The following is a 20641-nucleotide window of genomic DNA, read 5'->3' on the forward strand; positions in this document are numbered from 1 at the left end:
GGGAAACATCATGGCATTCGCACACCTCGACGATATCGAGCTGTACTACCAGCTCGACGGCAAGCGCGACAAACCCTGCCTGCTGCTGTCGAACTCCCTCGGGACCGACCTGAGCATGTGGGACCGGCAGGCCACCGCCCTGGCGGCGCACTTCTTCGTGGTGCGCTACGACACCCGCGGCCATGGCCGCTCGGGCAGCGCCGGCCCGGTGACGATCGAGCGGCTCGGCCGCGACGTGCTGGGCCTGATGGACCACCTGGACATCGGGCGCGCGCATTTCTGCGGCATCTCGATGGGCGGCCTCACCGGCCAATGGCTGGGCGTGCACGCCCCCGCCCGCATCGGCAAGCTGGTGGTGGCCAATACCGCCGCGCGCATCGGCACGCGGGAAGCCTGGCTGGCCCGCGCCGCCCAGGTGCGCGCCGACGGCATGAAGGGCGTGGCCGGCAGCTCCGCCGGACGCTGGTTCACTCCCGGCTTCATCGACCGCGAGCCGGCCGCGGTGGACCGCCTGGTGCAGGGCTTGCGCGCCACCTCGGCGGAAGGCTATGCCGCCTGCTGCGAAGCGCTGGCCGAGGCCGACCTGCGCGCCGAGGTTGCCACCATCGCCAACCCGCTGCTCGCGATCGCCGGCCGCTACGACCCGGTCACGACGGTCGAGGACGCCCGCTGGCTGTCCGCGCAGGCGCAGGACGCGCAGGTCGAGGAACTGGCAGCCTCGCATCTTTCCAACATCGAATGCCCCGAGGAATTCAGCGCCTGCCTGCGCCGCTTCCTGGCGGCGTGAGCGGCATCCGGGCAACCACACAGAGGACACCATGATCGACAAGACATGCGCATCGCTGGAGCAGGCCGTGGCCGGCATCCCCGACGGCGCCACCATCATGATCGGGGGCTTCGGCAACGCCGGCATGCCGGCCGCGCTGATCGACGCGCTGCTGGCCCAGGGCGCGCGCGAACTCACCATCGTCAACAACAACGCCGGCAACGGCGAAACCGGCCTGGCGGCGCTGATCCGTGAAAAGCGCGTGCGCAAGATGATCTGCTCTTTCCCGCGCCAGCACGACTCCCACCATTTCGACGCGCTCTACCGCGCCGGCGAGATCGAGCTCGAGCTGACGCCCCAGGGCAACCTGGCCGAGCGCATCCGCGCCGCCGGCGCCGGCATCGGCGGCTTCTTCACGCCCACCGGCTACGGCACCCTGCTGGCCGAGGGCAAGGAAACCCGCGTCATCGACGGCCGCCACTACGTGCTGGAGTCGCCGATCCACGCCGACTTCGCCCTGATCAAGGCGCTGCGCGGCGACCGCTGGGGCAACCTCGTGTACCGCAAGACGGCACGCAACTTCGGCCCGATCATGGCGATGGCGGCCAAGGTCACCATCGCCCAGGTGGCGGAGGTGGTGGAGCTGGGCGACATCGATCCGGAAACGGTCGTCACCCCCGGCATTTTCGTTCAACGTGTCGTCAAGGAGGCAGCATGAGCCAGGCATCGGATCGATTCAGCCGTGACCAGATGGCCGCGCGCGTGGCGCAGGACATTCCGGAAGGCGCCTACGTCAACCTCGGCATCGGCCTGCCGACCAAGGTCGCCAACTTCCTGCCGCCCGAGCGCGAAGTGTTCCTGCACAGCGAGAACGGCCTGCTCGGCATGGGCCCGGCGCCGGCGCCCGGCGAGGAAGACGAAGACCTGATCAACGCCGGCAAGCAGCCGGTGACCCTGTTGACGGGCGGCTCGTATTTCCACCACGCCGACTCGTTCGCGATGATGCGCGGCGGCCACCTCGACATCTGCGTGCTGGGCGCCTTCCAGGTGTCCGGCAGCGGCGACCTGGCCAACTGGCACACTGGCGCGCCGGACGCGATTCCCGCCGTGGGCGGGGCCATGGACCTGGCGATCGGCGCCAAGCAGGTGTTCGTGATGATGGAGCACCAGACCAAGACCGGCGAGTCGAAGCTGGTCGAGCGCTGCAGCTATCCGCTCACCGGCATCGGTTGCGTCGACCGCATCTACACCGACCTGGCGGTGCTCGACGTCACGCCGGAAGGGCTGCGCGTGCGCGAGATGGCCCCGGGCCTGACTTTCAACGACCTGCAGGCGGTGACCGGGGCGCGGCTGCTGCCCCCCACCGGCGAACAAGGAGCATGAGCATGAACGACGCATTCATCTGCGATGCGATCCGCACCCCGATCGGCCGCTACGGCGGCGCCCTGAAGGATGTGCGCGCCGACGACCTCGGTGCCGTGCCGCTGCGTGAGCTGATGCGGCGCAACCCCGGCGTGGACTGGAGCGCCGTCGACGACGTGATCATGGGCTGCGCCAACCAGGCCGGCGAGGACAACCGCAACGTGGCGCGCATGTCGCTGCTGCTGGCGGGCCTGCCCTCGGAGGTGCCGGGTTCCACCGTCAACCGCCTGTGCGGCTCCGGACTGGATGCGGTCGGCAGCGCCGCGCGCGCCATCCGCAGCGGCGAAGCGCGCCTGATGATCGCCGGCGGCGTCGAATCGATGACCCGCGCGCCTTTCGTCATGGGCAAGGCCGACAGCGCCTTCTCGCGCAATGCGGCGATCTACGACACGACAATCGGCTGGCGCTTCCCGAATCCGCGCATGAAGGAACTGCACGGACTGGATGCGATGCCCGAGACGGCGGAGAACGTCGCCGTCGACTACGGCGTCTCGCGCGCCGACCAGGACCTGTTTGCCCTCAGGAGCCAGCAGAAGGCGGCCCAGGCGCAGCGCGACGGCTTGTTTGCGGAAGAAATCGTGCCGGTGCTGGTGCCCCAGAAGAAAGGCGATCCCATCAGTTTCGAGCGCGACGAGCATCCGCGCGAGACCAGCCTCGAGGCGCTGGCGAAACTGAAGGGCGTGGTGCGTGCGGACGGCAGTGTCACCGCCGGCAACGCCTCGGGCGTGAACGACGGCGCCTGCGCGCTGCTGCTGGCGAACGCCGAGGCGGCGCAGGCCTACGGCCTGGTCCCGCGTGCCCGCATCATCGGCATGGCCGCGGGCGGCGTGGCGCCGCGCGTGATGGGCATCGGTCCGGCCCCGGCGACGCAGAAACTGCTGCGCCAGCTCGGCATGACGCTCGACCAGGTCGACCTCATCGAACTGAACGAAGCCTTCGCTTGCCAGGGCCTGGCCGTGCTGCGCGAACTGGGCGTGGCCGACGACGACCCGCGCGTGAATCCCTACGGCGGCGCCATCGCGCTCGGCCACCCGCTCGGCATGTCGGGCGCGCGCCTGGTGACGACCGCCACCTACCAGCTGCAGCGTACCAAGGGCCGCTTCGCGCTGTGCACCATGTGCGTCGGCGTCGGCCAGGGCATCGCCCTGATGATCGAGCGGGTGTAATGCAGTAACGGGGGCGCTCAGGGCGAGCGTCCCGGCAGCACGCCGCACCGCCAACGAAAACGGCCGGGAAATTCCCGGCCGTTGTTTCTGGATGCGCACTGCGGAGATCAGGCCGCCGGCTGCGCCGGTTTCATCGGCTGTTCGATGGGGGTCTTGCGGCTGCGGCTGACCAGGTACCAGATGATCGCCACCGGCACCAGCAGCGGCAGCAGCAGCGGCGACAGCGCCAGGGCGACGGCCAGCGCGGCAAAGCCGAGCGCACCGACGACGATCACGCCCACGCCGGCGAACACCACCGCCAGCACCGCGCCTACCACCAGCATGACCACGCCGGCAATCACCAGGCCGCCGCCCGCGAAGAGCACGGCCAGCAGGGCGCCCAGCGGCCCGTCGACCCGGTCGCCGTCGATATTGAAGCTCATGAAGTCGGCGGCATCGAAGGCGATGTCCAGCAGCAGGACGGCGAACACGAACAGGATGGCGATCTTGGCAAAGTTTTTCATGGTGGTCCTCTTGATTGGGCTGGGTTATGTGTGCGCGTATCGATGCGGCATGGTTGAACTGTAAGGGCGCGTGCCGGGTGCGGCCACGGGTTTGCGACAGGCTGCAAGATTGACGCGCCGGGACGCGTGCAGACGCGATAAATGGGGCGCGGACAGTGAAAACACGCGGCAACAAACGTGGTCGATTTGGCCTTGCAATGAACGTATCCTTTCCTATACTGACAGCCTGTTCTGCAACAGGGGGAAGCTATGCACGCTGTCATCCAGAAAATCGGGGACCGCCTGGCCCTTCTGCATCCTGCGTTGGCCAACAACGGTCCGAAAGGCCCGCCATCGGCGCCACCTGCCATCCCGCCGATCATTATCAATCCGTTCAATCGGGAAACGCCCTCTCCCGCGGTCGATCCGCGTCCGACCCCGGTACGCCCGCCGCTGCGGCCGCCGCGCGGCCCGGACTGGCGCTGCCCGCGCTACGCCTGTTAAGGCAATCGGGCTTCTTCCTGGGGCCGGTTTCCTCTATGATCTCTGCTTTGAGGCATGAGGAAACACGACCATGAACGAACACGACGAACACGAGCACGAAGGCGAAGAAAATGCCCTGGTGCAGGAACCCCGCCTGTGGCAGGGGAACGGCTGGACCGCGCGCGTGATCAAGAACGACGACGATGAAGGCTGGGCCGTCGCCATGTACAAGGACGGCGAGCGGGAACCGGCCCTGGTCGGTCCCTGGACCATGGGGCGCGACAAGAAGAACCCCAAGCCGCTCGACGTCAATGCCTTCAACACGCTGATCAAAACGGCGTCCGAAGTGATCCGCCGCCATGAGCAGCACCTGCACGCGATCCTGCACAAGAAGACCACGGTCTCCACCGAGAACGGCGAACTGAAGGTGACGCTGGACATCGTGCCGGACGACGACGACCCGTATGCCATCCTGGCCGCCACCGACGAGATGGGCGAACAGGTGGCCAAGGTGCGGGTGCCGGCCAGCTTCAAGCTGACCCCGGCCTCTGCCACCGCCTGGATCGAGAACGATTTCCGCGCCCCGCGCGCATAAACGACAGTTGTTCCAATAAGGCTTCGACTACACGGCCTGAACTGCTAATATTTCCTCTTGGAATTAATTACCATGAGGAAGCAATGGACCGTCTCGCCAGGCTGGAAGCAGTCCAGTCGATGCTGCTCGAAATCGGGGAGCTGTCGACCAGCTGCAACGACATCGTCGACTTCATCGGCGCGGTGCACCGCGCGCTCGGCCGCATCATGTATGCGGCCAATTTTTATGTGGCGCTGTGCGATCGCGAGGAAGGGACGATCTGGTTCCCGTATTTCGTCGACGAAGCCGACGCCGACGTGCCGGTCACGGGGCGCAAGGTGCGGCTGGCGGCGCCGGAAGAGTCGCCCACGTCCTGGGTGGTGGTCAACAAGCGCCGCCTGATGATCACCGCCGACGACTTCCTGGCGCGCGAGCGCGAAGGGATGCGCTGGGGTCACGGCGCCGCCGCCGAGCACTGGATGGGCGCGCCCCTGCTCGACCGCCACCATCAGGCGCTGGGCGCGATGGTCATCCAGAGCTACACGGAGGGCGTCACCTACAGCGAGGAAGACCAGGCGCTGTTTTCGGAAATCGCCAACCACGTGTCGAATGCGCTGCAGGGCCTGCAGAGCATGGACCGGCTGGAGCGCGCGGTGCAGGAGCGCACCGCGGCGCTGGCGGTCGAGGTGGCCGAGCGCCGCCGCGCCGAGCAGGTGCAGCACGCGCTGTACCAGATCGCCAGCCTGTCGGCCCAGGCCCTGGACACCGCCACGCTCACCGCCAGCCTGCACGGCATCATCGGCGAGCTGATGGTGGCGAAGAACTTCCTGATCGCGCTGCACCACCCGGATACCCGGGAAATCAGCATTCCCTATTTCGTGGACGAGAAGGACGGCGCGGCGCCGGTGACGCGCTTCCCGGTGGGGCAGGGCATGTGCTCCTACGTCCTGACGAGCAAGCAGGCCCAGCTCCACGACGCCACCAGCGTCAAGCACCTGGTCGCCAACGGCCTGGTCAGGGAGCCCTTCGGGAACCCCGACATCGCCAGCTGGATGGGCGCGCCGATGCTGGTGCACGACCAGCCTTACGGCGTGCTGGTGGTGCAGAGCTACGACCCCGCGGTGACCTACACCAAGGCGGAACTGGACCTGCTAGCCTTCATGGCCAGCCACGTCGCGGTGGCGCTGGCGCGCATGCAGGCCGACCGCAGGATCCGCAAGACCAAGGAGGCGCTGGAAGTGCAGAACGCGGCGCTGAACGAAGCGCTGCACAAGCTGCAGGTCGCGCAGGGAGAGCTGGTGCGCCAGGAGAAAATGGCCTCGCTGGGCGGCCTGGTGGCCGGCGTGGCCCACGAGATCAACACCCCGCTGGGCATCTGCGTGACCGCCACCAGCCACCTGGTGCAGGAGCTCAAGCTCACGCGCGAAGAGCTGGCCGCGGGCGAGTTGACCGAGGACAGCCTGAATGCCTTCCTCGACATCGTCGACCAGTCGCTGCGCATCATGACCACCAATACCCAGCGCGCGGCCAGCCTGGTGCGCAGCTTCAAGCAGGTGGCGGTGGACCAGTCCTCGGGCGACATCCGCAATTTCAAGCTCGACGCTTACCTGCGCGAAGTGCTGCTGTCGCTGCAGCCCAAGCTCAAGGGGCGGCCGGTCAAGGTGGAACTGGACTGCCCGTCCGACCTGGTGCTGGACAGCTCGCCGGGCGCGGTGTCGCAGATCGTCACCAACATGGTGGTGAACTCGCTGCTGCACGGCTTCGAGCGCGACCAGCGCGGCACCATCCGGATCCGTGCGGCGCTCGAGGGCGAGCAGGTGGTGTTCGACTATGCGGACGACGGCGCGGGAATGGACCAGGAGACCCTGGGCAAGCTGTTCGATCCCTTCTTCACCACCAAGCGCGGCCTAGGGGGCAGCGGACTGGGAGCGCACATCCTGTACAACCTGGTGACCGGGGCGCTGGGCGGGACGGTGACGGTGGAGAGCGCGCCGGGGGAGGGACTGCGGTATCAGCTCAAGTTCCCGCGCTCGCTGAAGAAGTAGGGTGGTCGGCTCTGCCGGCCGCGCGTTCAACCAGCTTGTGCTCAGTAATACACGTTGCCGCTGCGCGATTGAAGTTTGAACGCGCGGACGGCGAAGCCGTCCACCCTACCAGTCAGTCCGGCCAGGCCGCGTTGATCTCGAGCGCCTTGTCCATGTTCTTGATGAGCAGATCCACGTAGTACGGATCCAGGTGGTGCCCCGCCACCTCGCGCAGGTGCTCGGTGACTTTCGCCGCCGGCCAGGCGTCCTTGTAGCAGCGCTTGTGGGAGAGCGCGTCGAACACGTCGGCCACCGCCACGATGCGGGCGTAAGGGTGGATGGCCTCGCCGCGCAGGCCCTGCGGGTAGCCGCTGCCGTCGAACTTCTCGTGGTGCTGGTGGGCGATCACGGCGGCGGCCTTCAGGATCGGGCGCTGCGAGCCGTCCAGGATCTGCAGGCCCACGGTCGGGTGCTGCTTCATCACTTCCCACTCGTCCTCGGTCAGCTTGCCCGGCTTGAGCAGCACCGCGTCCGGGGTGGCGATCTTGCCCACGTCATGCATCGGCGCGGCGTGCATCAGGGTCGCGACTTCGTCTTCCGGCATGCCGGAGGCCTGGGCCAGCAGGTGGCAGACCTGGGCCATGCGGCGCACGTGGTTGCCGGCTTCGTTCGAGCGCGACTCCACCACGTCGCCGAGGCGCAGGATCAGTTCCGCCTGGGTGTCGGTGATCTCCTGGTTCAGCAGGATGTTGTCGAAAGCGATCGCCACGCCCGAGCAGAACACCTCGAGCAGCTGGGCGTCGATCTCCGCGATCTCTTCCACACCCTTGAGCACCAGCAGCGAGGCCTTGCCGGTGCGGTTCGGGAAGTAGCCGACGTAGGTGTCGCCGTGCAGGCGCGAAATGCGGTTGTGACGCGCGTCGTCGAGCTGGGCCACCAGTTCATGGCCGATCTCGTGGCCTTCCATGTCGCCGATCTGGGCCAATACCTCGTACTGGCTCTCGCCCGTGATCACGCTGGCGCCCTTCAGGCGCAGCAGCATGCTCTGCTCCAGGCGCAGCAGCGCCACCACCTGCTGCAGCAGACCGTTGGCGAAATCCTTCAGGCTGCGCTGCTGGAAGATGTGGGTGGAGGCGGCGATCACGCGCTCCAGGCCTTCGCGGTAGGTCTGCTGCGCGCGGCGCGCATCCTCGACCTTCATGATGTCGCGGTAGGCGCGCAGGGCGGCGAAGGTGGTGGTGAACAGCTTGGTGCGATCGAGCTCGGTCTTTTCCTTGTAATCGTTGATGTCGTAATCGACGATCACGCGCTCTTCCGGCGCCTGGCCCGGCTGGCCGGTGCGCAGCACGATGCGGGTGAACTGGTTGTCCAGGTCCTGGCGCATCCAGCGCGCCACTTCCAGGCCGCTGTCCTCGCGTTCCATCACCACGTCCAGGAACACCAGGGCGACGTCCTTCTCGCGTGCCAGCACCTCCTTGGCCTCCTCGCCGCTGTAGGCGTGCAGGAAATGCAGCGCGCGGCCGTCGAGGCGGAAGCGGGACAGGGTCAGCTTGGTGATGTCATGGATGTCGGGTTCGTCGTCGACCAGCAGGACTTTCCATGGAGCCAGCTTTGGCGCCGCGTTGGAGAGAAAGGACATAGGCTTACCGTATGTTCGGGTTGATCAATCGCAACATTCAGCGGCGAAAAACGTATAAGACATAGCCGCGGGTCAAAATCGATTGTAGTACGGCTATCAATCCTTAACAACAGGCAACATTAAAAGTGTTGGTTAACGATGTTACATAGCTGAAAACTATGTAAGACGGTTAAGGAAAAGCCAGGGCTCCTAGCTGTAGCGTTTCTGGCAGCGTTCGCAGTAGAAGCTGCGCCGGTTGCTGCGGCCGAGCTTGGCTTTCAGGAAGGGGATGTCGCAACGCGGGCAGATGCGTTTTGCATGCGCCAGCCAGTGCTGCTTGAGCACGTATTGGCGCTTCCATTCCAGGAAGTCGAATGAGTATTGGCGGGCCTCGTCGACCAGCAGGCGCAGCTTGGGCGCGGGCAGGGCGCCGATGGTCGACAGCGGATGCACGCGGATGCGAAACAGCACTTCGTTCTTGATGATGTTGCCGACGCCGGAAAAGATGTCCTGGTCGAGCAGGGCGTCGCAGGCCAGCATGTCGGGCCGGGCGCGCAGCTTCTTGCGCGCTTTCCTGGGGTCCCAGGCGTCCGACATGACGTCGGCACTGAAGTCGTAAGCGGCAAAGGTCGCGCGGTCGATCTCGCGGACCTGGCAGGCATAGAGGTTGAGCTCGTCGCCATTGGCGGTTTCGATGGACAGGCGCGGGGTCTTCTCCTCGCGCCGCTCGTTGATGCGGTAGGTGCCGAACAGCAGGAAGTGGACGCGCACTACCATGCCGGGTGTCTCGATCAGCAGGTGCTTGCCCCAGGTGTGGATCGCCTCGATGCGCTGGCCCACCAGGCGCGCAGGGTCGATGGCGCGGACGTTGCCGTCGGCACGGACGATTTCCTGGCCGGTGAAATCCCTAACCAGTTCCTTCAAGATATATAGCGACGGTCCCTCGGGCATGGTGCGACATCCTCCCCGCCATTGTCGGCCGAGTCCGGAATATGCCCTGTGCGTAATCTAACTGTCGGCCTACAAAACTTCTCCAAAAGAGGCTGGCAGGCAGGCACAAAGGGCGTATATTTACTGATGGGTAAACATATTGAACAGTGAAGGGAAGCGACATGAAGACAAGGGTTTTCAAAGCGGCTCTCGCAGCGGCACTCGCACTGGGCGCCGGCGTCGCGTCGGCGGAAGTGACCGTCAACTACGTCAATATGGAGCAGTTCGCTGACCTTCCCAGCGGCGAATGGGAGCGCAAGGATGTCCTGAACAGGCTGGCGGATTACATCAAGAAGCTGGGCGCCGACTTGCCTGCGGGCACTGACCTGACTGTCAACATCTACAACGTCGACCTGGCCGGGCGCGAATATCCGGGCCAGCGCGCCAGCGGCGACATGCGCGTCCTCGAAGGCAAGTCCGACTGGCCCCTGATCGAACTGCAGTACGCCCTGAGCAGCAATGGCCAGGTGTTCGACAGCGGCACTGCCCAGATCTCCGACGTGATCTACATGCAGCGCATAATGAAGCGTTCCCAGGAAACGGACAACCTGCGCTACGAGAAGCGCATGCTGCAGGACTGGTTCAAGAAGACCATCCTGACCAAGAAGCCCGGCTGAGCCATGCCGGGACGATGGCAGCACGGCGCCGCGCGGCGCCGTTTTCATTGTGCGCCCAGCATGGGCGCACTCTTGCGGGTGCAAGTCCCGCCGTGAGCTGACCACAGCGAGCGAAGTGAAGCGCAACTGCCTAAGGGCGACCGAGCGTGGGGAGGAAGCGTGGAGCGAAACTGCGAGCCGATGGACAAGAACCGGATAGAAGGCGCTGCCGAGCAGGGCGAGCGGGCAATGATCCGCGAAGCTCTCGTGGTCAAGGCGAAGTGGCGTAAATCCGGCGGTTGTGCAGTGAAGGAGTGCGTTCTTACCTTGGGGAGATCTCGCCTCATGCCTGAAAGGGCGACGTGGCGACACGGAGCGAGAAGTCAGCAGAGGCCATAGTAGCTGAGTTTTTTTTTCAGCGAAGGGCTGAACGAGTAGGAGTGTCGAACAACTTGTCGATGAATCGTGTACGGCATCAGATGCCCGCATCAGCGGGGCGGGTCGCGGCAAGGCGGGGTGAAGCCTCGTCCGATGCAACCAGCGATGAAACACGACTCCCGCGACAGGAACTGGAAGACACAGGGCGAGACTTGCTTGTGCAAGCGCTCGCGAGGGAGAACATGCAACGCGCGTGGAAACGCGTGAAGACGAACAAGGGAGCCGCAGGCGTCGATGGTCTGGACATTGCCCAGACCGGACAGCACCTGAAGCACGCTTGGCCTGCCATCAGGAAGCAACTGTTGGAAGGCACGTACCTGCCCATGCCGGTGCGGCGCGTCGGCATTCCAAAGCCGGACGGAAGCGAGCGTGAACTGGGAATACCCACCGTAACCGACCGTTTGATTCAGCAGGCACTATTGCAGGTGCTGCAACCGCTGATCGATCCCACCTTTAGTGAACACAGCCACGGGTTCCGGCCCGGCCGGCGTGCGCGTGATGCCGTGCTTGCAGCACAGCAATACGTGCAACAAGGCTACCGCACCGTGGTCGACGTCGATCTGTCGAAGTTCTTTGATCGGGTCAACCACGACATCCTGATCGACCGCCTAAGGAAACGCGTGAACGACGCCGGAGTTATCCGGCTGGTACGCGCCTACCTGAACGCGGGGATCATGGATGGCGGCGTGGTGGTCGAGCGGGGAGAAGGGACGCCGCAAGGCGGACCGCTCTCGCCGCTTCTGGCCAACGTGCTTCTCGACGAGGTGGATCGGATGCTGGAACGACAGGGGCATCGCTTTGCCCGCTATGCCGATGACTGCAACGTGTACGTGCGCAGCCAGAAGGCAGGCGAGCGGGTAATGATCTTGCTCAAGCGCCGGTACGACAAGCTGCACCTGAAGATCAACGAATCGAAAAGTGCAGTGAGCCGGGCGTTTGACCGCAAATTCCTGGGCTATGAGCTGTGGATGGGCCCTGAAGGCGAGGTGAAACGCGCGGTGTCGAAGAAGGCGCTGGAGGCATTCCGGCAGAAGATCAGGCAACTTACTCGTCGATCAGGTGGACGCAGCATTGCCGAGGTAATTGATGGGCTGCGTAGCTACGTATTGGGATGGAAAGCATATTTCGGACTGGCGCAAACCCCGACTGCCCTGCGAGAGCTGGACAAGTGGATGCGCCACCGTCTACGTGCAATTCACCTGAAACAGTGGCGATGTGGGCCTACCATCTATCGAGAGCTGCGAAAGTTGGGGGCAACGCCGAAAGTCGCTGCTCTGGTTGCGGGGAACAACCGCAGCTGGTGGCGCAACAGCAGGCTTGCCCTGAACAACGTCCTGACGATTGGCTACTTCGACCGCCTTGGCATGCCTCGCCTCACTTAACCTCAACTACTCGAACCGCCCGGTGCGGACCCGCATGCCGGGTGGTGTGGGAGGGGCCAGTCAGCACGCTGACTGCCCCTATCCCGATTACCGGAGCCATTTGTACTGCGGACCTAACATTTCGATACAAAACGCCGACAAGGCGATACTGGAAAGGCGCCGCAAAGGGCGTATATTCGGAACATGAAGCAGTCCGGAACAATGAAAGGGAAAGCAATGAAAACGGTGATTGGCAAAGCGGCCCTCGCGGCCCTGCTCGCGCTGGCTGCCGGCGCCGCCTCGGCGGGCGTGACCGTCCATTATGTGGAGTCCGACAAGTTCTCCGACCTGCCATTCGCACCGTGGGAGCGCAAGGAAGTACTCGACAGCCTGGCGGATTATTTTGTCCAACTGGGCAAGTCACTGCCGGCAGGGCAGGAGCTGACGGTGGACGTAACCGACATCGACCTTGCCGGCCGCGAATACCCGAACACGCGCGGCGGGAACGACCTGCGCGTGCTCAAGGGCATGGCGGACTGGCCGGTGATGGAGCTGCGCTACACCCTGAGCGCCAACGGCCAGGTCGTCAAGAGCGGCAAGGCCAAGCTGTCGGACATGAACTACCTGCAGCGCGGCAGCCGCATGCACGACAGCGAGCCCCTGCGCTTCGAGAAGCGCATGATCCAGGAGTGGTTCGACAAGACCATCCTGGAGAAGAAGTCCTGAATCGTTTCCTGATCACCCAATGAAACATGGCGCCCCGGCGAACCGGGGCGCCATTTTTTTGGTTCATCGCGTTTTGCCGGGAAACGCATCCTTGATTTTCAGGAAGAAGTAGGATGCATCCCGAAATCCGTAGGCCATGCGCTTGATGACTTTGATGCGGTTGTTGACGCCTTCCAGGATCGATGAGTTCATCGGATAGATGGCCGAAGCCAGAATGCCGCGCCGGTACTTGGCCAGCCGTTTGGCAAACTGGATCAGCGGTGTGATATGGCTTTCCAAGGCGAGTTTGAGCCAAGCCTTCCATCGACGAGCACCTTCCCGGACCGATGGCGCATACCAGATCTCTTTCAATTCGGTCTTGAGCAGGTAGACCGTTGCCAGCGGCTGATTGGCGGCGAGCAGTTCTTCGAGCTTGACGGCCTGTTCGGCCTTGAGGTTGTCGCGGTTGCGTAGTAACAGCCAGCGGCTACGCTTGATGACCTGGCGCGCTTTTGGTTCGGCCCGTAACGTATTGGCTTGATCGACGCGCACCCGGTCGACGACTTCGCGGCCGAAGCGGGCCACGACATGAAACAAATCGTAGACCACCTCCGCGTTTGGACATTGCTGACGCACTTCAAGGTCCATGGCCGTGTTCATATCCATGGCCACCGCCTCGATTCGCTGGCAGCCTTGCTCGCCCAGCAGCTCAAAGAATGGCCGGATCGCTTCCCGGCTGTTGCCTTCCCCAACCCACAAGACGCGCATACGCTCGGCATCCATGGCCACGGTAGCGTAGCGATGGCCCTTGTGCAGGGCAAATTCGTCCATGACCAAGCGGCGTACGCCCACCGCCGAGAAGTCGCCGTGCAGCTGCTTTAGTCGCCGATGATCAATCTCTTTGATGGTATGCCAGTGCAGCCCGGTCAACCGGGCTATATGGGCTATGGGCAGCAACTGCGCCAGCGCCTCGACCCACAGACGCACGCGGTGCGTGATGCGCGCCCGGCGGTCGAGCCAAACAATGTGCTCGGCCACTCGTGCATTGCAGTGATGGCAGTCCAGCCGCCGTACCGGCACATCGAGCCAGACGCGCTTGTCCAGAACGTCGCGATCGCGCACCTTACGCCTTCGGCGCTCATGCACCAGGGCGCAAGGCTGGTGGCACGCTCCGCACACAGCATCCCTTGCCGGGCAGGTATCGAGAACGATTAACAGTGATCCGTCTTCTTGTTCTTGGACGGTGTCGACAATATGGCCTTCCCAAAACGGGACAGACGACATAGCATTGAGCATGGCGGTGGTTTGATAGACTGATTTGTTTGGCGACTATCAATCTACCAACATCAGGCCACCGCCACCACCTCCCGATTAGATCGTCAACCCCGTCTTCCCCCATTCCCCGCGAAGAACCATTTTTTTCTGGCCTGTCAGCCGTTCTTGCCGGCCTTGGCGCGCGCCGCGGCCGCTTTCTCGGCCGCCTCCCGGGCCAGCGCCGCCGTGTCCTTCACCGTGTAGTCGGATGGCACCGTGAACAGGGCCGCCGCCGGCTCCTCGCGCTTCAGGTTTTCCGCGCGGTAGACGAATTCGCCGCTGCGCGGGTCGCTGCGCTTCTGGTACACCACGGCCTGCAACTCGGGCGCGGTCCAGGTCTCGGTGCTGACCACGATCGGATTGCGGTTGCCGATCTCGCCGGCGGGGATCTCGTAGCTGCGCTGCACGCCGGTCGCCTTCACGCCATGGAAGTCGCGGGTGCCGAGGTCCCTGGTTTCCGCCTTGCTGGCCCATTTGTGGTCGCCGAGCGCGCCGGCGAGCACTGGCGCCACGCGCGCCGCCGCCTGCGGTCCCGCCACCTGGGCGATGCGGATCTGCACGTCCTTGTGCTCACCGGCGCCGGCGCCGGAACGCTCGACCTGCTTGACGATGAAACGCTCGCCTTCCGGCAGCTTGCCTTCGCGGCGCAATTCCTCGATCTTCATGCGCGCCTGGGCGCCGGCCGCGCGGGCCTGTTCACGGATGGCGGCGCCATTCGGCGCCGCGATCCTGATCGCGCTCTTGTCGCGTGGGCGCAGGACGTAGCGTACGCCTTCGACCGGATCGTGGATCATCACGGTGCGCAGTTCGCCGTCTTCGCCGCGCACCTCGGTGCGGGTGCGGCCGGCGCTGTCGCGGTAGCTCATCGTGATGGTCTTGCGCACGATCTGGTTGCCGTCGCCCAGGGTCTGGGTGCGTTCCGACACCATCTCGGCGCTGTAAGGCGCGTTCTTGATCATGCGCCCGCGCGCCATGTGCACCATCGTGGTGGCCCCGCCCATGGCGTCGGCGACGTCCATGCCATCCGGGCCGGCGTGCAGCTCGCCGCCGCTACGGGTGACGATGCGGCGCTCGACGGCCTGTTCTTCGTCCAGGCCCATGTCATAGGCCAGGGCCGGGGCAACAGCGCAGGCCAGCAATGCTGCAAGCAGAATCTTCTTGTTCATGTCATTTCCTCTTGTGGGTGAATATCGACCTAGTTGGTGGAACTGAGCCGCACGGCCAGCGGATGACCGTCGGCGGCGACCAGCATCTCGGCACGCACGGTGTCGGCCGCGTTTTCCGGGCTGACCGGCACGCCCAGCGGCGCCAGCGCGGTGCGCGGCACCTCGGTTTCGACCAGCCGCGCGTCGGGCTCGGCCTCGATCCGCTCGAGCGTATCGAGGGCGACGAAGGCGCCGCCGTTGTCGAAGCTGATCAGGGGCTGGCTGCTCACGCGCACGGCCTGGTGCGGCGCATGCGCCAGCAGCAGCACCACCACCGTCAGCGAACACAGGGCGCCGGCGGTGCCCCATTGGGGCAGGCTCAGGGCCTGGTACCAGCGGCGCTTCGGCGGGAACTGGCGCGCGAACGCCTGCAGCAGTTCCTTCTCGACGCAGCGCGGGGTGTCGATGCCGGCCAGCTCGCCGCGCAGCGCGGCAAAGCAGGGAGCCAGTTCGTCTTGCTTGTCCTTGGTATCCATCATCTACTCCATCAATTCGCGGGGCATGCCGCCGGCGCATGCGCGCGCAGGCGCTTGGCCAGGGCCGCCCGGCCGCGCGACAAGCGCGAGCGCACGGTGCCGATATCCACCTGGCAGACCATGGCGATCTCCTGGTACGACAGTTCATGCAGTTCAAACAGGATGACCACGTCGCGGTAGTGTGCCGGCAGCAGGGCCAGCGCGCGCCGCACTTCCTCGGCCGCTTCGATGCCCAGCAGGCGTGCCAGCGGCTCGGGGCCTTCGCAGGCGAGGTCGAGTTCGAGCTCGCCGTCCTCGTCTGGCTCCGGCAGCGCCACCTGGCGCCGGCGCGATTCTTCCAGCTTCAGGATCAGATTGCGCGCCACGCCGAACAGGAAATGCTGTAGCTGGCCGCGCAGCGGATCGAAGCCGAAGCGCTGCGTCAAGAGGCCCATGAAGGCTTCCTGCACCACGTCGGCCGCCATGTCCGCGGAGCCGCAGCGCATCAGCGCGTAGCGGTACAGGGGGCCCTGGTGGCGTCGGTACAGTGCCGTGAAGGCATCGGCGCGGCCCGCATGCGTCAGGCGCAGCAGTTCGTGGTCGGCGGTGTCGGGGGTAATCGTGCTCATGGTCGTCATCTTTACCTGTATTCCGATGACGGGGCCGGAAAGTTCCAAGTATTTTCGGGGGGCACAAAGAAACAATCCGCGCGTTTTGAAGGGCGGAAGATGGCTATCATCCGAATTGGCCGACAGCCTTCCAGACCGGAGCAAACGATGAAGATGATTGTCCTTGCCATTGCGGCAGCGATGGGCGCGAGCAGCGCCAAGGCAGGCCCCTGTCCGGAGCTGGATGCCTTTGCCAGGCGTTACGGGATCACCTTCGGTGGCTTTGCCACGCCGATCCCGGCCGTGAAGCTGCCGACGTTGTCGAAGGACGGCCGCTTACTGCACTTGCGGATCGTGACGCCCGAGCTCGTCAGCGATGGATTCCGGCACAAGATCCTGTTCGACAGCGCGACGCGCAAGGCATGGATCCTGCGCACCGGCGGTTTCGTTGGCATGCGTCAGTGGTATGGGCCGGTGGATGCCGGCGACGCCAGGCTCGAGAACTGCCAGGCCGAGGCCGAACGGATCGAGGAGCCTTTGCGGAGAAGTTGAAACGTCCTGCCTGCCTGGTTCAGTCGATCCAGTTCACCCGGTCGAACTTGCCGCGGAAGTCCTCGGGCATGATGACGACCTGGCTGCTCTTGTAGTTGAAGAAGACGAAGCCCTGCTTGGCCATGGCGATCAGCTTGCGGTCGCGCGGACGCGTGATGCGGAAGATGATGTCGCCGCCGTACTTGTTGAAGTCCATGACCCCCACCTCGAACAGCAACTGGTCGCGCGCGTGCGCCTCGGCGCGGTAGGTCGTGGCCAGGTCGGTGACGATGATGCCGGTGCCGTCGCGTTCGGTCTCGGCGACGCCGAACTCGAACAGGAAGCGCGCCCGTGCCTCGGAGATCATCGAGATCATCGAGTCGTTGCCGAGGTGATTGCCCGCATTGATGTCGGTAACGCGTACCGACATCGGGGTGGAATAGTAGAACTGGTCTTCGGGGAAAGTAAGCTGTAATCGTGCCATTACTTTATTGTGAGCTCATGGAGTGGTCGAACGGGTCATTTTATAGAGGATGCCGCGCGACGTCATGAGGTACAGCTCGCCCTGGCCGTCCTGCCCGAAGGAGACCACGTTGCCGATGTCGCCCACGTTCCAGTCGCGCTGCTCGCTGACACTGCCGCCGCTGGCGAGGAAACTCTTCAGGAAACCGCGGCAGTAATCGGAATAGAAGTAGCGCCCCTGCAGCCCGGGAATGGCGCTGCCGCGGTAGACGAAGCCCCCCGTGATCGAACAGCCGTTGGCGTCGTTGCTGCCGTGGTCGTATTCGAAGACCGGCAGGGTCAGGCCGCTGCGATCGCAGGTGGCGGCGTTGTAGCACAGCGTGCCTTCCATCGTGTTCCAGCCGTAGTCGAGGCCCGCCGCGCCGGCCGCGCCGATGTTGACCTCTTCGCGCCGGTCCTGGCCGACGTCGCTCAGGTAGAGCTGGTTGCCGTCGAAAGCGAAGCGCCAGGGATTGCGCAGCCCGGACGCCCAGATCTCGGCGCGCCGGCCGGTCTGGCCGATGTAGGGATTGCCGGCCGGGATCGCGTAGGGCTGGGCGGCGCTGGCATTGCGCACGTCGATCCGCAGCAGCTTGCCCAGCAGGGAACCAAGGTTGCGGGCGTTGCGGTTCGGGTCGCCCGCGCCGCCGCCGTCGCCGGTAGCCAGGTACAGGTTGCCGTCCGGGCCGAAGGCCAGCTGGCCGCCGAAGTGATTGCTGAAGCCCGGGTGCGGGATGCGCAGGATCACCAGGCCTGAAGTCGGATCGGCCAGGTCGGGATTGCTGCCAAGGCTGAAGCGCTCGATGACGATGTTCTGCTGCGGATCGGTGTAGTAGAGGTAGAAGTAACCGTTGCCGCCAAACTGCGGGTCGAAAGCCATCGACAGCAGGCCGCCTTCGCCGCCGGTGAAGACACGGCCGCTGATGTCGAGGAAGGGGGCGGTGAGCGTCGTGCCGTTGTGGACGATGCGGATGCGTCCCGCACGCTCGACGATGAACAGGCGCGTGTCGCCGGGCGGGGCGGAGAGATAGGTCGGGTTGTCGAGGTTGAGCGCCACCTGGCTCAGCGCGATGTTCACCGGCGCGTTGGCATAGGCCACCGTGGCGCTGGCGGTGGCGCCGGCGCTGACGACCGCGCTCTGCGAAGCGGGAGAAGGGGTGTAGGTGAGGCCGCCGGCGGTCACCGGCGCGGCGGCAAGATTGTAGCTGCCGGGCGCGAGATTCGACAGGGTTTGCGAGCCAGTCAGGTCTTGCTGGAAATTGGCAGGGCCGTTGATGCGCACCGAGGCATTCACGCCGGCCGGCAGGCCGCTGGTGGTGATGGCCAGCGCCCCGGTGGTGGCCGTTGGCGGCGTCGGGGCCGGGCCGGTCGTGCCGGGGCTGCCGCCGCCTCCGCCGCAGGCGCTCATGCAGAAGGAAACAAGGATCAGCAGATAGGTCCACGCACGCATGACAGCCCCCTGGATGGTCGCGAATGCTCCGGCAAGGGCTATTCTGCAGCGAAGCGGCTGGCTTTGCCACGGAAATTCGCCAGCCGTGCGCTCCCTCTAACGTGTCAGGCGGTACATCAACAGTGCGGCGCGGATCGCCGAGCGCTCCAGTGAAGCAAGGTCGACGTGCTCGTCGGGCGAATGGGCCGCGCCGCCGCTGGCGCCCAGGCCATCGAGGCTGTCGACGATGGGCGCCACGAACTGGATGTCGCCGGCGCCGCGCATGGTCGCCGGCACCGCGCCGACCGCGCCCAGTCCGGCATCCAGGCTGGCCTGCGAATACAGCGCGAGCAACTGCAGGTTGCCGGGCGTGACCGCCATCGGCGGATAGGAATCGCGGAAGCTGATCGTGGCGCTGGCCCCCGGCAGGCTGTGCGCGACGATCTCGCGCATGCGCGCGTGGGCGCGGTCGCGCTGGGCGTAGTCGAGGTAGCGCAGGTCGCCGCGCACCGTCACCGTGTTGGCGACGACATTGGTCTTGCCGGCGGCCGTGCCTTTCGCATTGGCCTCGTCGAGCGTGACCTCGGTGCCGCCCAGGATCAGGCCGGGGTTGAAGCTCAGGCCGGGCTCGACCACCTGCTGGCGGAAGCCGTCGAGGATGCGCGCCGCCTCGTACACGGCGCCGTAGCCGGCGGGGCCGAACACGCCCTGCGAGTGGCCTTGCCGGCCCTTGACGTCGAGGTCGAAGAAGGCGGTGGCACGGCGCCCGACGGTCGCCATCGGCTGGCCGTCCGGGCCGGTGACGGCGCCCTCGAAACCGAGCGCCACGTCGCTCAGTTTCGCCAGCGCGATCAGGTCGCGGCGCGAGACTTCGCGCGGGTAGCCGGCTTCTTCCTCGTCGCCGGTGAACACCACGGTGATGGTGGTGTTCTCGAGCGCGCCGGCGCGGTGCAGGGCGCGCAGGGCGGCAATCGCGACCACGTTTCCGCCCTTCATGTCGGCCACGCCCTGGCCGCGCGCCGTGGTCTCGCTCACGCGTTCCCACAGCGGCGCGGGCGCGTCGGGTTCGAACACGGTGTCGAGGTGGCCGAGCAGCAGCAGGCGTTTTCCCTGCTTGCCCATGCGGTTGGCGACCAGGTGGCCGGCGCGCCCCATCGCGCGCGGCATGTCGATCCAGACGGTCTTGAAGCCCAGCGCGTCCAGCTCCTGGCGAAACACCTCGCCGGTAGCGCGCACGCCGGCCAGGTTGAAGCTGCCGCTGTTGATGCGGGCGCTGCGTTCGAGCAGCTTGATGGCGTCGGGCTGCCAGGCCTTGACCTCGTCGGCGATGCGCTGCTCGGTTGGCGACAGGCCCTGGGCCTGTGCGCCCGTGGCGAGCAGTGCTGCCAAAACGAAGGAAAGGGCGAGTGTGCGCGGCATGACGTCATCCTGTGCAATGAAGATGCGCAACTTTACTACGGCAAGCGTAGTGGGGAAAACCTCGGCTCAGCCTTTGAACAGTTTCAACAAGGTCACCGCCGGCGAGGCGGAACCGATCTTGCGATTGCTCCGGATGGCGTCGATGACTTCGACAAGCTCGTCGTACTTGTCGGCCTGGCGTTCATCCAGGTTGGTCATGTTCATGTTCCAGCGAGGAAAAGTACGGAAGCTTGCCGGCTCGTTGTAGAGCACGCGCGAGTTCTTGTGGCGGGGATCGCTCTCGATTTTTTTGTACAGCTTGGCAAGTGTCGGGGCGGGGCCCTCGAGCACCTGAAGAAACCATCCGCCGTTGTAGAACAGGCTTCCTGTCACATCGATCAGCTCGTTATTGGAGCGCGCCTTGACATGGATCTCGCGCAGATCGTCGACCGACATCTTGCGCACCGCTTGACTAACATAGACGAGTTGATTGATTGACATAAGTTCTTTCTAAAGGGTTAAAGGACTGATCCAGTTGAACCGCGCGGGAACCGCATTTATACTAAGAAAAATTA

22 protein-coding genes are annotated in these 20641 nt (G+C 65.1%); 11 read left to right on the forward strand and 11 right to left on the reverse strand.

Annotated elements, in window-relative coordinates; all coding sequences use genetic code 11:
• Positions 1–10: 10 nt before the first annotated feature.
• The 4 genes from pcaD to pcaF are packed head-to-tail and all read left to right on the forward strand — an operon-like array spanning position 11 to position 3354.
• The gene (pcaD, locus tag MasN3_RS04350) at positions 11–787 is read left to right on the forward strand and encodes a 3-oxoadipate enol-lactonase (RefSeq protein WP_281912640.1); all 777 of its coding nucleotides are present in this window, start codon (positions 11–13) and stop codon (positions 785–787) included.
• Positions 788–818: 31 nt separating this feature from the next.
• A complete protein-coding gene (locus tag MasN3_RS04355) occupies positions 819–1484 on the forward strand; it encodes a 3-oxoacid CoA-transferase subunit A (RefSeq protein ID WP_281912641.1) in 666 nt (221 codons plus the stop codon).
• Positions 1481–2149, forward strand: coding sequence for a CoA transferase subunit B (locus MasN3_RS04360; protein ID WP_281912642.1), 669 nt, complete (start codon positions 1481–1483; stop codon positions 2147–2149). The genes MasN3_RS04355 and MasN3_RS04360 overlap by 4 nt, the downstream gene beginning before the upstream one ends.
• Positions 2150–2151: 2 nt before the next feature.
• Entirely contained in the window at positions 2152–3354 is a 1203-nt protein-coding gene (pcaF, locus tag MasN3_RS04365; protein ID WP_281912643.1) for a 3-oxoadipyl-CoA thiolase, read from the forward strand.
• Between the two features lie 107 nt (positions 3355–3461).
• Here pcaF and MasN3_RS04370 read toward each other — a convergent pair whose 3' ends face one another.
• The gene (locus MasN3_RS04370) at positions 3462–3857 is read right to left on the reverse strand and encodes a hypothetical protein (protein ID WP_281912644.1); all 396 of its coding nucleotides are present in this window, start codon (positions 3855–3857) and stop codon (positions 3462–3464) included.
• A gap of 249 nt (positions 3858–4106) precedes the next feature.
• Between MasN3_RS04370 and MasN3_RS04375 the strand changes: the two genes are divergently transcribed.
• From MasN3_RS04375 to MasN3_RS04385, 3 genes are all read left to right on the forward strand, one after another.
• Positions 4107–4340: a hypothetical protein gene (locus MasN3_RS04375; protein ID WP_281912645.1), complete on the forward strand. Its 234-nt coding sequence runs from the start codon at positions 4107–4109 to the stop codon at positions 4338–4340.
• Between the two features lie 70 nt (positions 4341–4410).
• Positions 4411–4914, forward strand: a complete 504-nt coding sequence (locus tag MasN3_RS04380) for a hypothetical protein (RefSeq protein ID WP_281912652.1) — start codon at positions 4411–4413, stop codon at positions 4912–4914.
• Positions 4915–4997: 83 nt separating this feature from the next.
• A complete protein-coding gene (locus tag MasN3_RS04385; protein WP_281912654.1) occupies positions 4998–6938 on the forward strand; it encodes a GAF domain-containing protein in 1941 nt (646 codons plus the stop codon).
• 112 nt (positions 6939–7050) lie between these two features.
• On the opposite strand, the gene MasN3_RS04390 is transcribed toward MasN3_RS04385, so the two are convergent.
• Entirely contained in the window at positions 7051–8556 is a 1506-nt protein-coding gene (locus MasN3_RS04390; protein ID WP_281912656.1) for a response regulator, read from the reverse strand.
• Positions 8557–8745: 189 nt separating this feature from the next.
• Positions 8746–9486 carry a DNA-formamidopyrimidine glycosylase family protein gene (locus tag MasN3_RS04395; protein ID WP_281912657.1) on the reverse strand — a complete coding sequence of 247 codons (741 nt, stop codon included), beginning with the start codon at positions 9484–9486 and terminating at the stop codon, positions 8746–8748.
• 161 nt (positions 9487–9647) lie between these two features.
• Here MasN3_RS04395 and MasN3_RS04400 point away from each other — a divergent pair, with 161 nt between their 5' ends.
• The 3 genes from MasN3_RS04400 (at position 9648) to MasN3_RS04410 (ending at position 12646) form a co-directional block, all read left to right on the forward strand.
• The gene (locus tag MasN3_RS04400) at positions 9648–10142 is read left to right on the forward strand and encodes a DUF3016 domain-containing protein (protein WP_281912659.1); all 495 of its coding nucleotides are present in this window, start codon (positions 9648–9650) and stop codon (positions 10140–10142) included.
• Between the two features lie 437 nt (positions 10143–10579).
• Positions 10580–11941, forward strand: a complete 1362-nt coding sequence (ltrA, locus tag MasN3_RS04405) for a group II intron reverse transcriptase/maturase (protein WP_370662384.1) — start codon at positions 10580–10582, stop codon at positions 11939–11941.
• Positions 11942–12157: 216 nt separating this feature from the next.
• Positions 12158–12646 carry a DUF3016 domain-containing protein gene (locus MasN3_RS04410; RefSeq protein WP_281912660.1) on the forward strand — a complete coding sequence of 163 codons (489 nt, stop codon included), beginning with the start codon at positions 12158–12160 and terminating at the stop codon, positions 12644–12646.
• 63 nt (positions 12647–12709) lie between these two features.
• Here MasN3_RS04410 and MasN3_RS04415 read toward each other — a convergent pair whose 3' ends face one another.
• From MasN3_RS04415 to MasN3_RS04430, 4 genes are all read right to left on the reverse strand, one after another.
• Positions 12710–13909 (reverse strand): ISL3 family transposase, encoded by a 1200-nt coding sequence (locus MasN3_RS04415; protein WP_370662345.1) that lies wholly within the window; start codon positions 13907–13909, stop codon positions 12710–12712.
• A gap of 146 nt (positions 13910–14055) precedes the next feature.
• Complete coding sequence (locus MasN3_RS04420) at positions 14056–15105, reverse strand: hypothetical protein (protein WP_281912662.1); 1050 nt, start codon at positions 15103–15105, stop codon at positions 14056–14058.
• A gap of 29 nt (positions 15106–15134) precedes the next feature.
• Entirely contained in the window at positions 15135–15623 is a 489-nt protein-coding gene (locus MasN3_RS04425) for a hypothetical protein (protein ID WP_281912664.1), read from the reverse strand.
• Positions 15624–15631: 8 nt separating this feature from the next.
• Positions 15632–16228: an RNA polymerase sigma factor gene (locus MasN3_RS04430; protein WP_281912665.1), complete on the reverse strand. Its 597-nt coding sequence runs from the start codon at positions 16226–16228 to the stop codon at positions 15632–15634.
• A 147-nt stretch (positions 16229–16375) separates the two neighbouring features.
• Here MasN3_RS04430 and MasN3_RS04435 point away from each other — a divergent pair, with 147 nt between their 5' ends.
• The gene (locus MasN3_RS04435) at positions 16376–16759 is read left to right on the forward strand and encodes a hypothetical protein (protein ID WP_281912666.1); all 384 of its coding nucleotides are present in this window, start codon (positions 16376–16378) and stop codon (positions 16757–16759) included.
• A gap of 19 nt (positions 16760–16778) precedes the next feature.
• On the opposite strand, the gene MasN3_RS04440 is transcribed toward MasN3_RS04435, so the two are convergent.
• The 4 genes from MasN3_RS04440 to MasN3_RS04455 form a co-directional block, all read right to left on the reverse strand.
• Positions 16779–17222, reverse strand: a complete 444-nt coding sequence (locus MasN3_RS04440; RefSeq protein WP_281912667.1) for a thioesterase family protein — start codon at positions 17220–17222, stop codon at positions 16779–16781.
• A gap of 15 nt (positions 17223–17237) precedes the next feature.
• A complete protein-coding gene (locus MasN3_RS04445) occupies positions 17238–18689 on the reverse strand; it encodes a PQQ-dependent sugar dehydrogenase (RefSeq protein WP_281912668.1) in 1452 nt (483 codons plus the stop codon).
• 96 nt (positions 18690–18785) lie between these two features.
• Complete coding sequence (locus tag MasN3_RS04450; RefSeq protein ID WP_281912670.1) at positions 18786–20087, reverse strand: M20/M25/M40 family metallo-hydrolase; 1302 nt, start codon at positions 20085–20087, stop codon at positions 18786–18788.
• A 66-nt stretch (positions 20088–20153) separates the two neighbouring features.
• The gene (locus MasN3_RS04455; RefSeq protein ID WP_281912671.1) at positions 20154–20567 is read right to left on the reverse strand and encodes a BLUF domain-containing protein; all 414 of its coding nucleotides are present in this window, start codon (positions 20565–20567) and stop codon (positions 20154–20156) included.
• Positions 20568–20641: the final 74 nt, after the last annotated feature.

The sequence above is a fragment of the Massilia varians genome, from assembly GCF_027923905.1.
GTDB classification, from domain to species: Bacteria; Pseudomonadota; Gammaproteobacteria; order Burkholderiales; family Burkholderiaceae_D; genus Telluria; species Telluria varians_B.

Excerpts from the sequence above, each read along its gene's own strand:
- pcaD (WP_281912640.1), top strand. The coding sequence starts at position 11 with ATGGCATTCGCACACCTCGACGATATCGAGCTGTACTACCAGCTCGAC.
- MasN3_RS04355 (WP_281912641.1), top strand. The coding sequence starts at position 819 with ATGATCGACAAGACATGCGCATCGCTGGAGCAGGCCGTGGCCGGCATC.
- MasN3_RS04360 (WP_281912642.1), top strand. The coding sequence starts at position 1,481 with ATGAGCCAGGCATCGGATCGATTCAGCCGTGACCAGATGGCCGCGCGC.
- pcaF (WP_281912643.1), top strand. The coding sequence starts at position 2,152 with ATGAACGACGCATTCATCTGCGATGCGATCCGCACCCCGATCGGCCGC.
- MasN3_RS04370 (WP_281912644.1), bottom strand. The coding sequence starts at position 3,857 with ATGAAAAACTTTGCCAAGATCGCCATCCTGTTCGTGTTCGCCGTCCTG.
- MasN3_RS04375 (WP_281912645.1), top strand. The coding sequence starts at position 4,107 with ATGCACGCTGTCATCCAGAAAATCGGGGACCGCCTGGCCCTTCTGCAT.
- MasN3_RS04380 (WP_281912652.1), top strand. The coding sequence starts at position 4,411 with ATGAACGAACACGACGAACACGAGCACGAAGGCGAAGAAAATGCCCTG.
- MasN3_RS04385 (WP_281912654.1), top strand. The coding sequence starts at position 4,998 with ATGGACCGTCTCGCCAGGCTGGAAGCAGTCCAGTCGATGCTGCTCGAA.
- MasN3_RS04390 (WP_281912656.1), bottom strand. The coding sequence starts at position 8,556 with ATGTCCTTTCTCTCCAACGCGGCGCCAAAGCTGGCTCCATGGAAAGTC.
- MasN3_RS04395 (WP_281912657.1), bottom strand. The coding sequence starts at position 9,486 with ATGCCCGAGGGACCGTCGCTATATATCTTGAAGGAACTGGTTAGGGAT.
- MasN3_RS04400 (WP_281912659.1), top strand. The coding sequence starts at position 9,648 with ATGAAGACAAGGGTTTTCAAAGCGGCTCTCGCAGCGGCACTCGCACTG.
- ltrA (WP_370662384.1), top strand. The coding sequence starts at position 10,580 with ATGAATCGTGTACGGCATCAGATGCCCGCATCAGCGGGGCGGGTCGCG.
- MasN3_RS04410 (WP_281912660.1), top strand. The coding sequence starts at position 12,158 with ATGAAAACGGTGATTGGCAAAGCGGCCCTCGCGGCCCTGCTCGCGCTG.
- MasN3_RS04415 (WP_370662345.1), bottom strand. The coding sequence starts at position 13,909 with ATGTCGTCTGTCCCGTTTTGGGAAGGCCATATTGTCGACACCGTCCAA.
- MasN3_RS04420 (WP_281912662.1), bottom strand. The coding sequence starts at position 15,105 with ATGAACAAGAAGATTCTGCTTGCAGCATTGCTGGCCTGCGCTGTTGCC.
- MasN3_RS04425 (WP_281912664.1), bottom strand. The coding sequence starts at position 15,623 with ATGATGGATACCAAGGACAAGCAAGACGAACTGGCTCCCTGCTTTGCC.
- MasN3_RS04430 (WP_281912665.1), bottom strand. The coding sequence starts at position 16,228 with ATGAGCACGATTACCCCCGACACCGCCGACCACGAACTGCTGCGCCTG.
- MasN3_RS04435 (WP_281912666.1), top strand. The coding sequence starts at position 16,376 with ATGAAGATGATTGTCCTTGCCATTGCGGCAGCGATGGGCGCGAGCAGC.
- MasN3_RS04440 (WP_281912667.1), bottom strand. The coding sequence starts at position 17,222 with ATGGCACGATTACAGCTTACTTTCCCCGAAGACCAGTTCTACTATTCC.
- MasN3_RS04445 (WP_281912668.1), bottom strand. The coding sequence starts at position 18,689 with ATGCGTGCGTGGACCTATCTGCTGATCCTTGTTTCCTTCTGCATGAGC.
- MasN3_RS04450 (WP_281912670.1), bottom strand. The coding sequence starts at position 20,087 with ATGCCGCGCACACTCGCCCTTTCCTTCGTTTTGGCAGCACTGCTCGCC.
- MasN3_RS04455 (WP_281912671.1), bottom strand. The coding sequence starts at position 20,567 with ATGTCAATCAATCAACTCGTCTATGTTAGTCAAGCGGTGCGCAAGATG.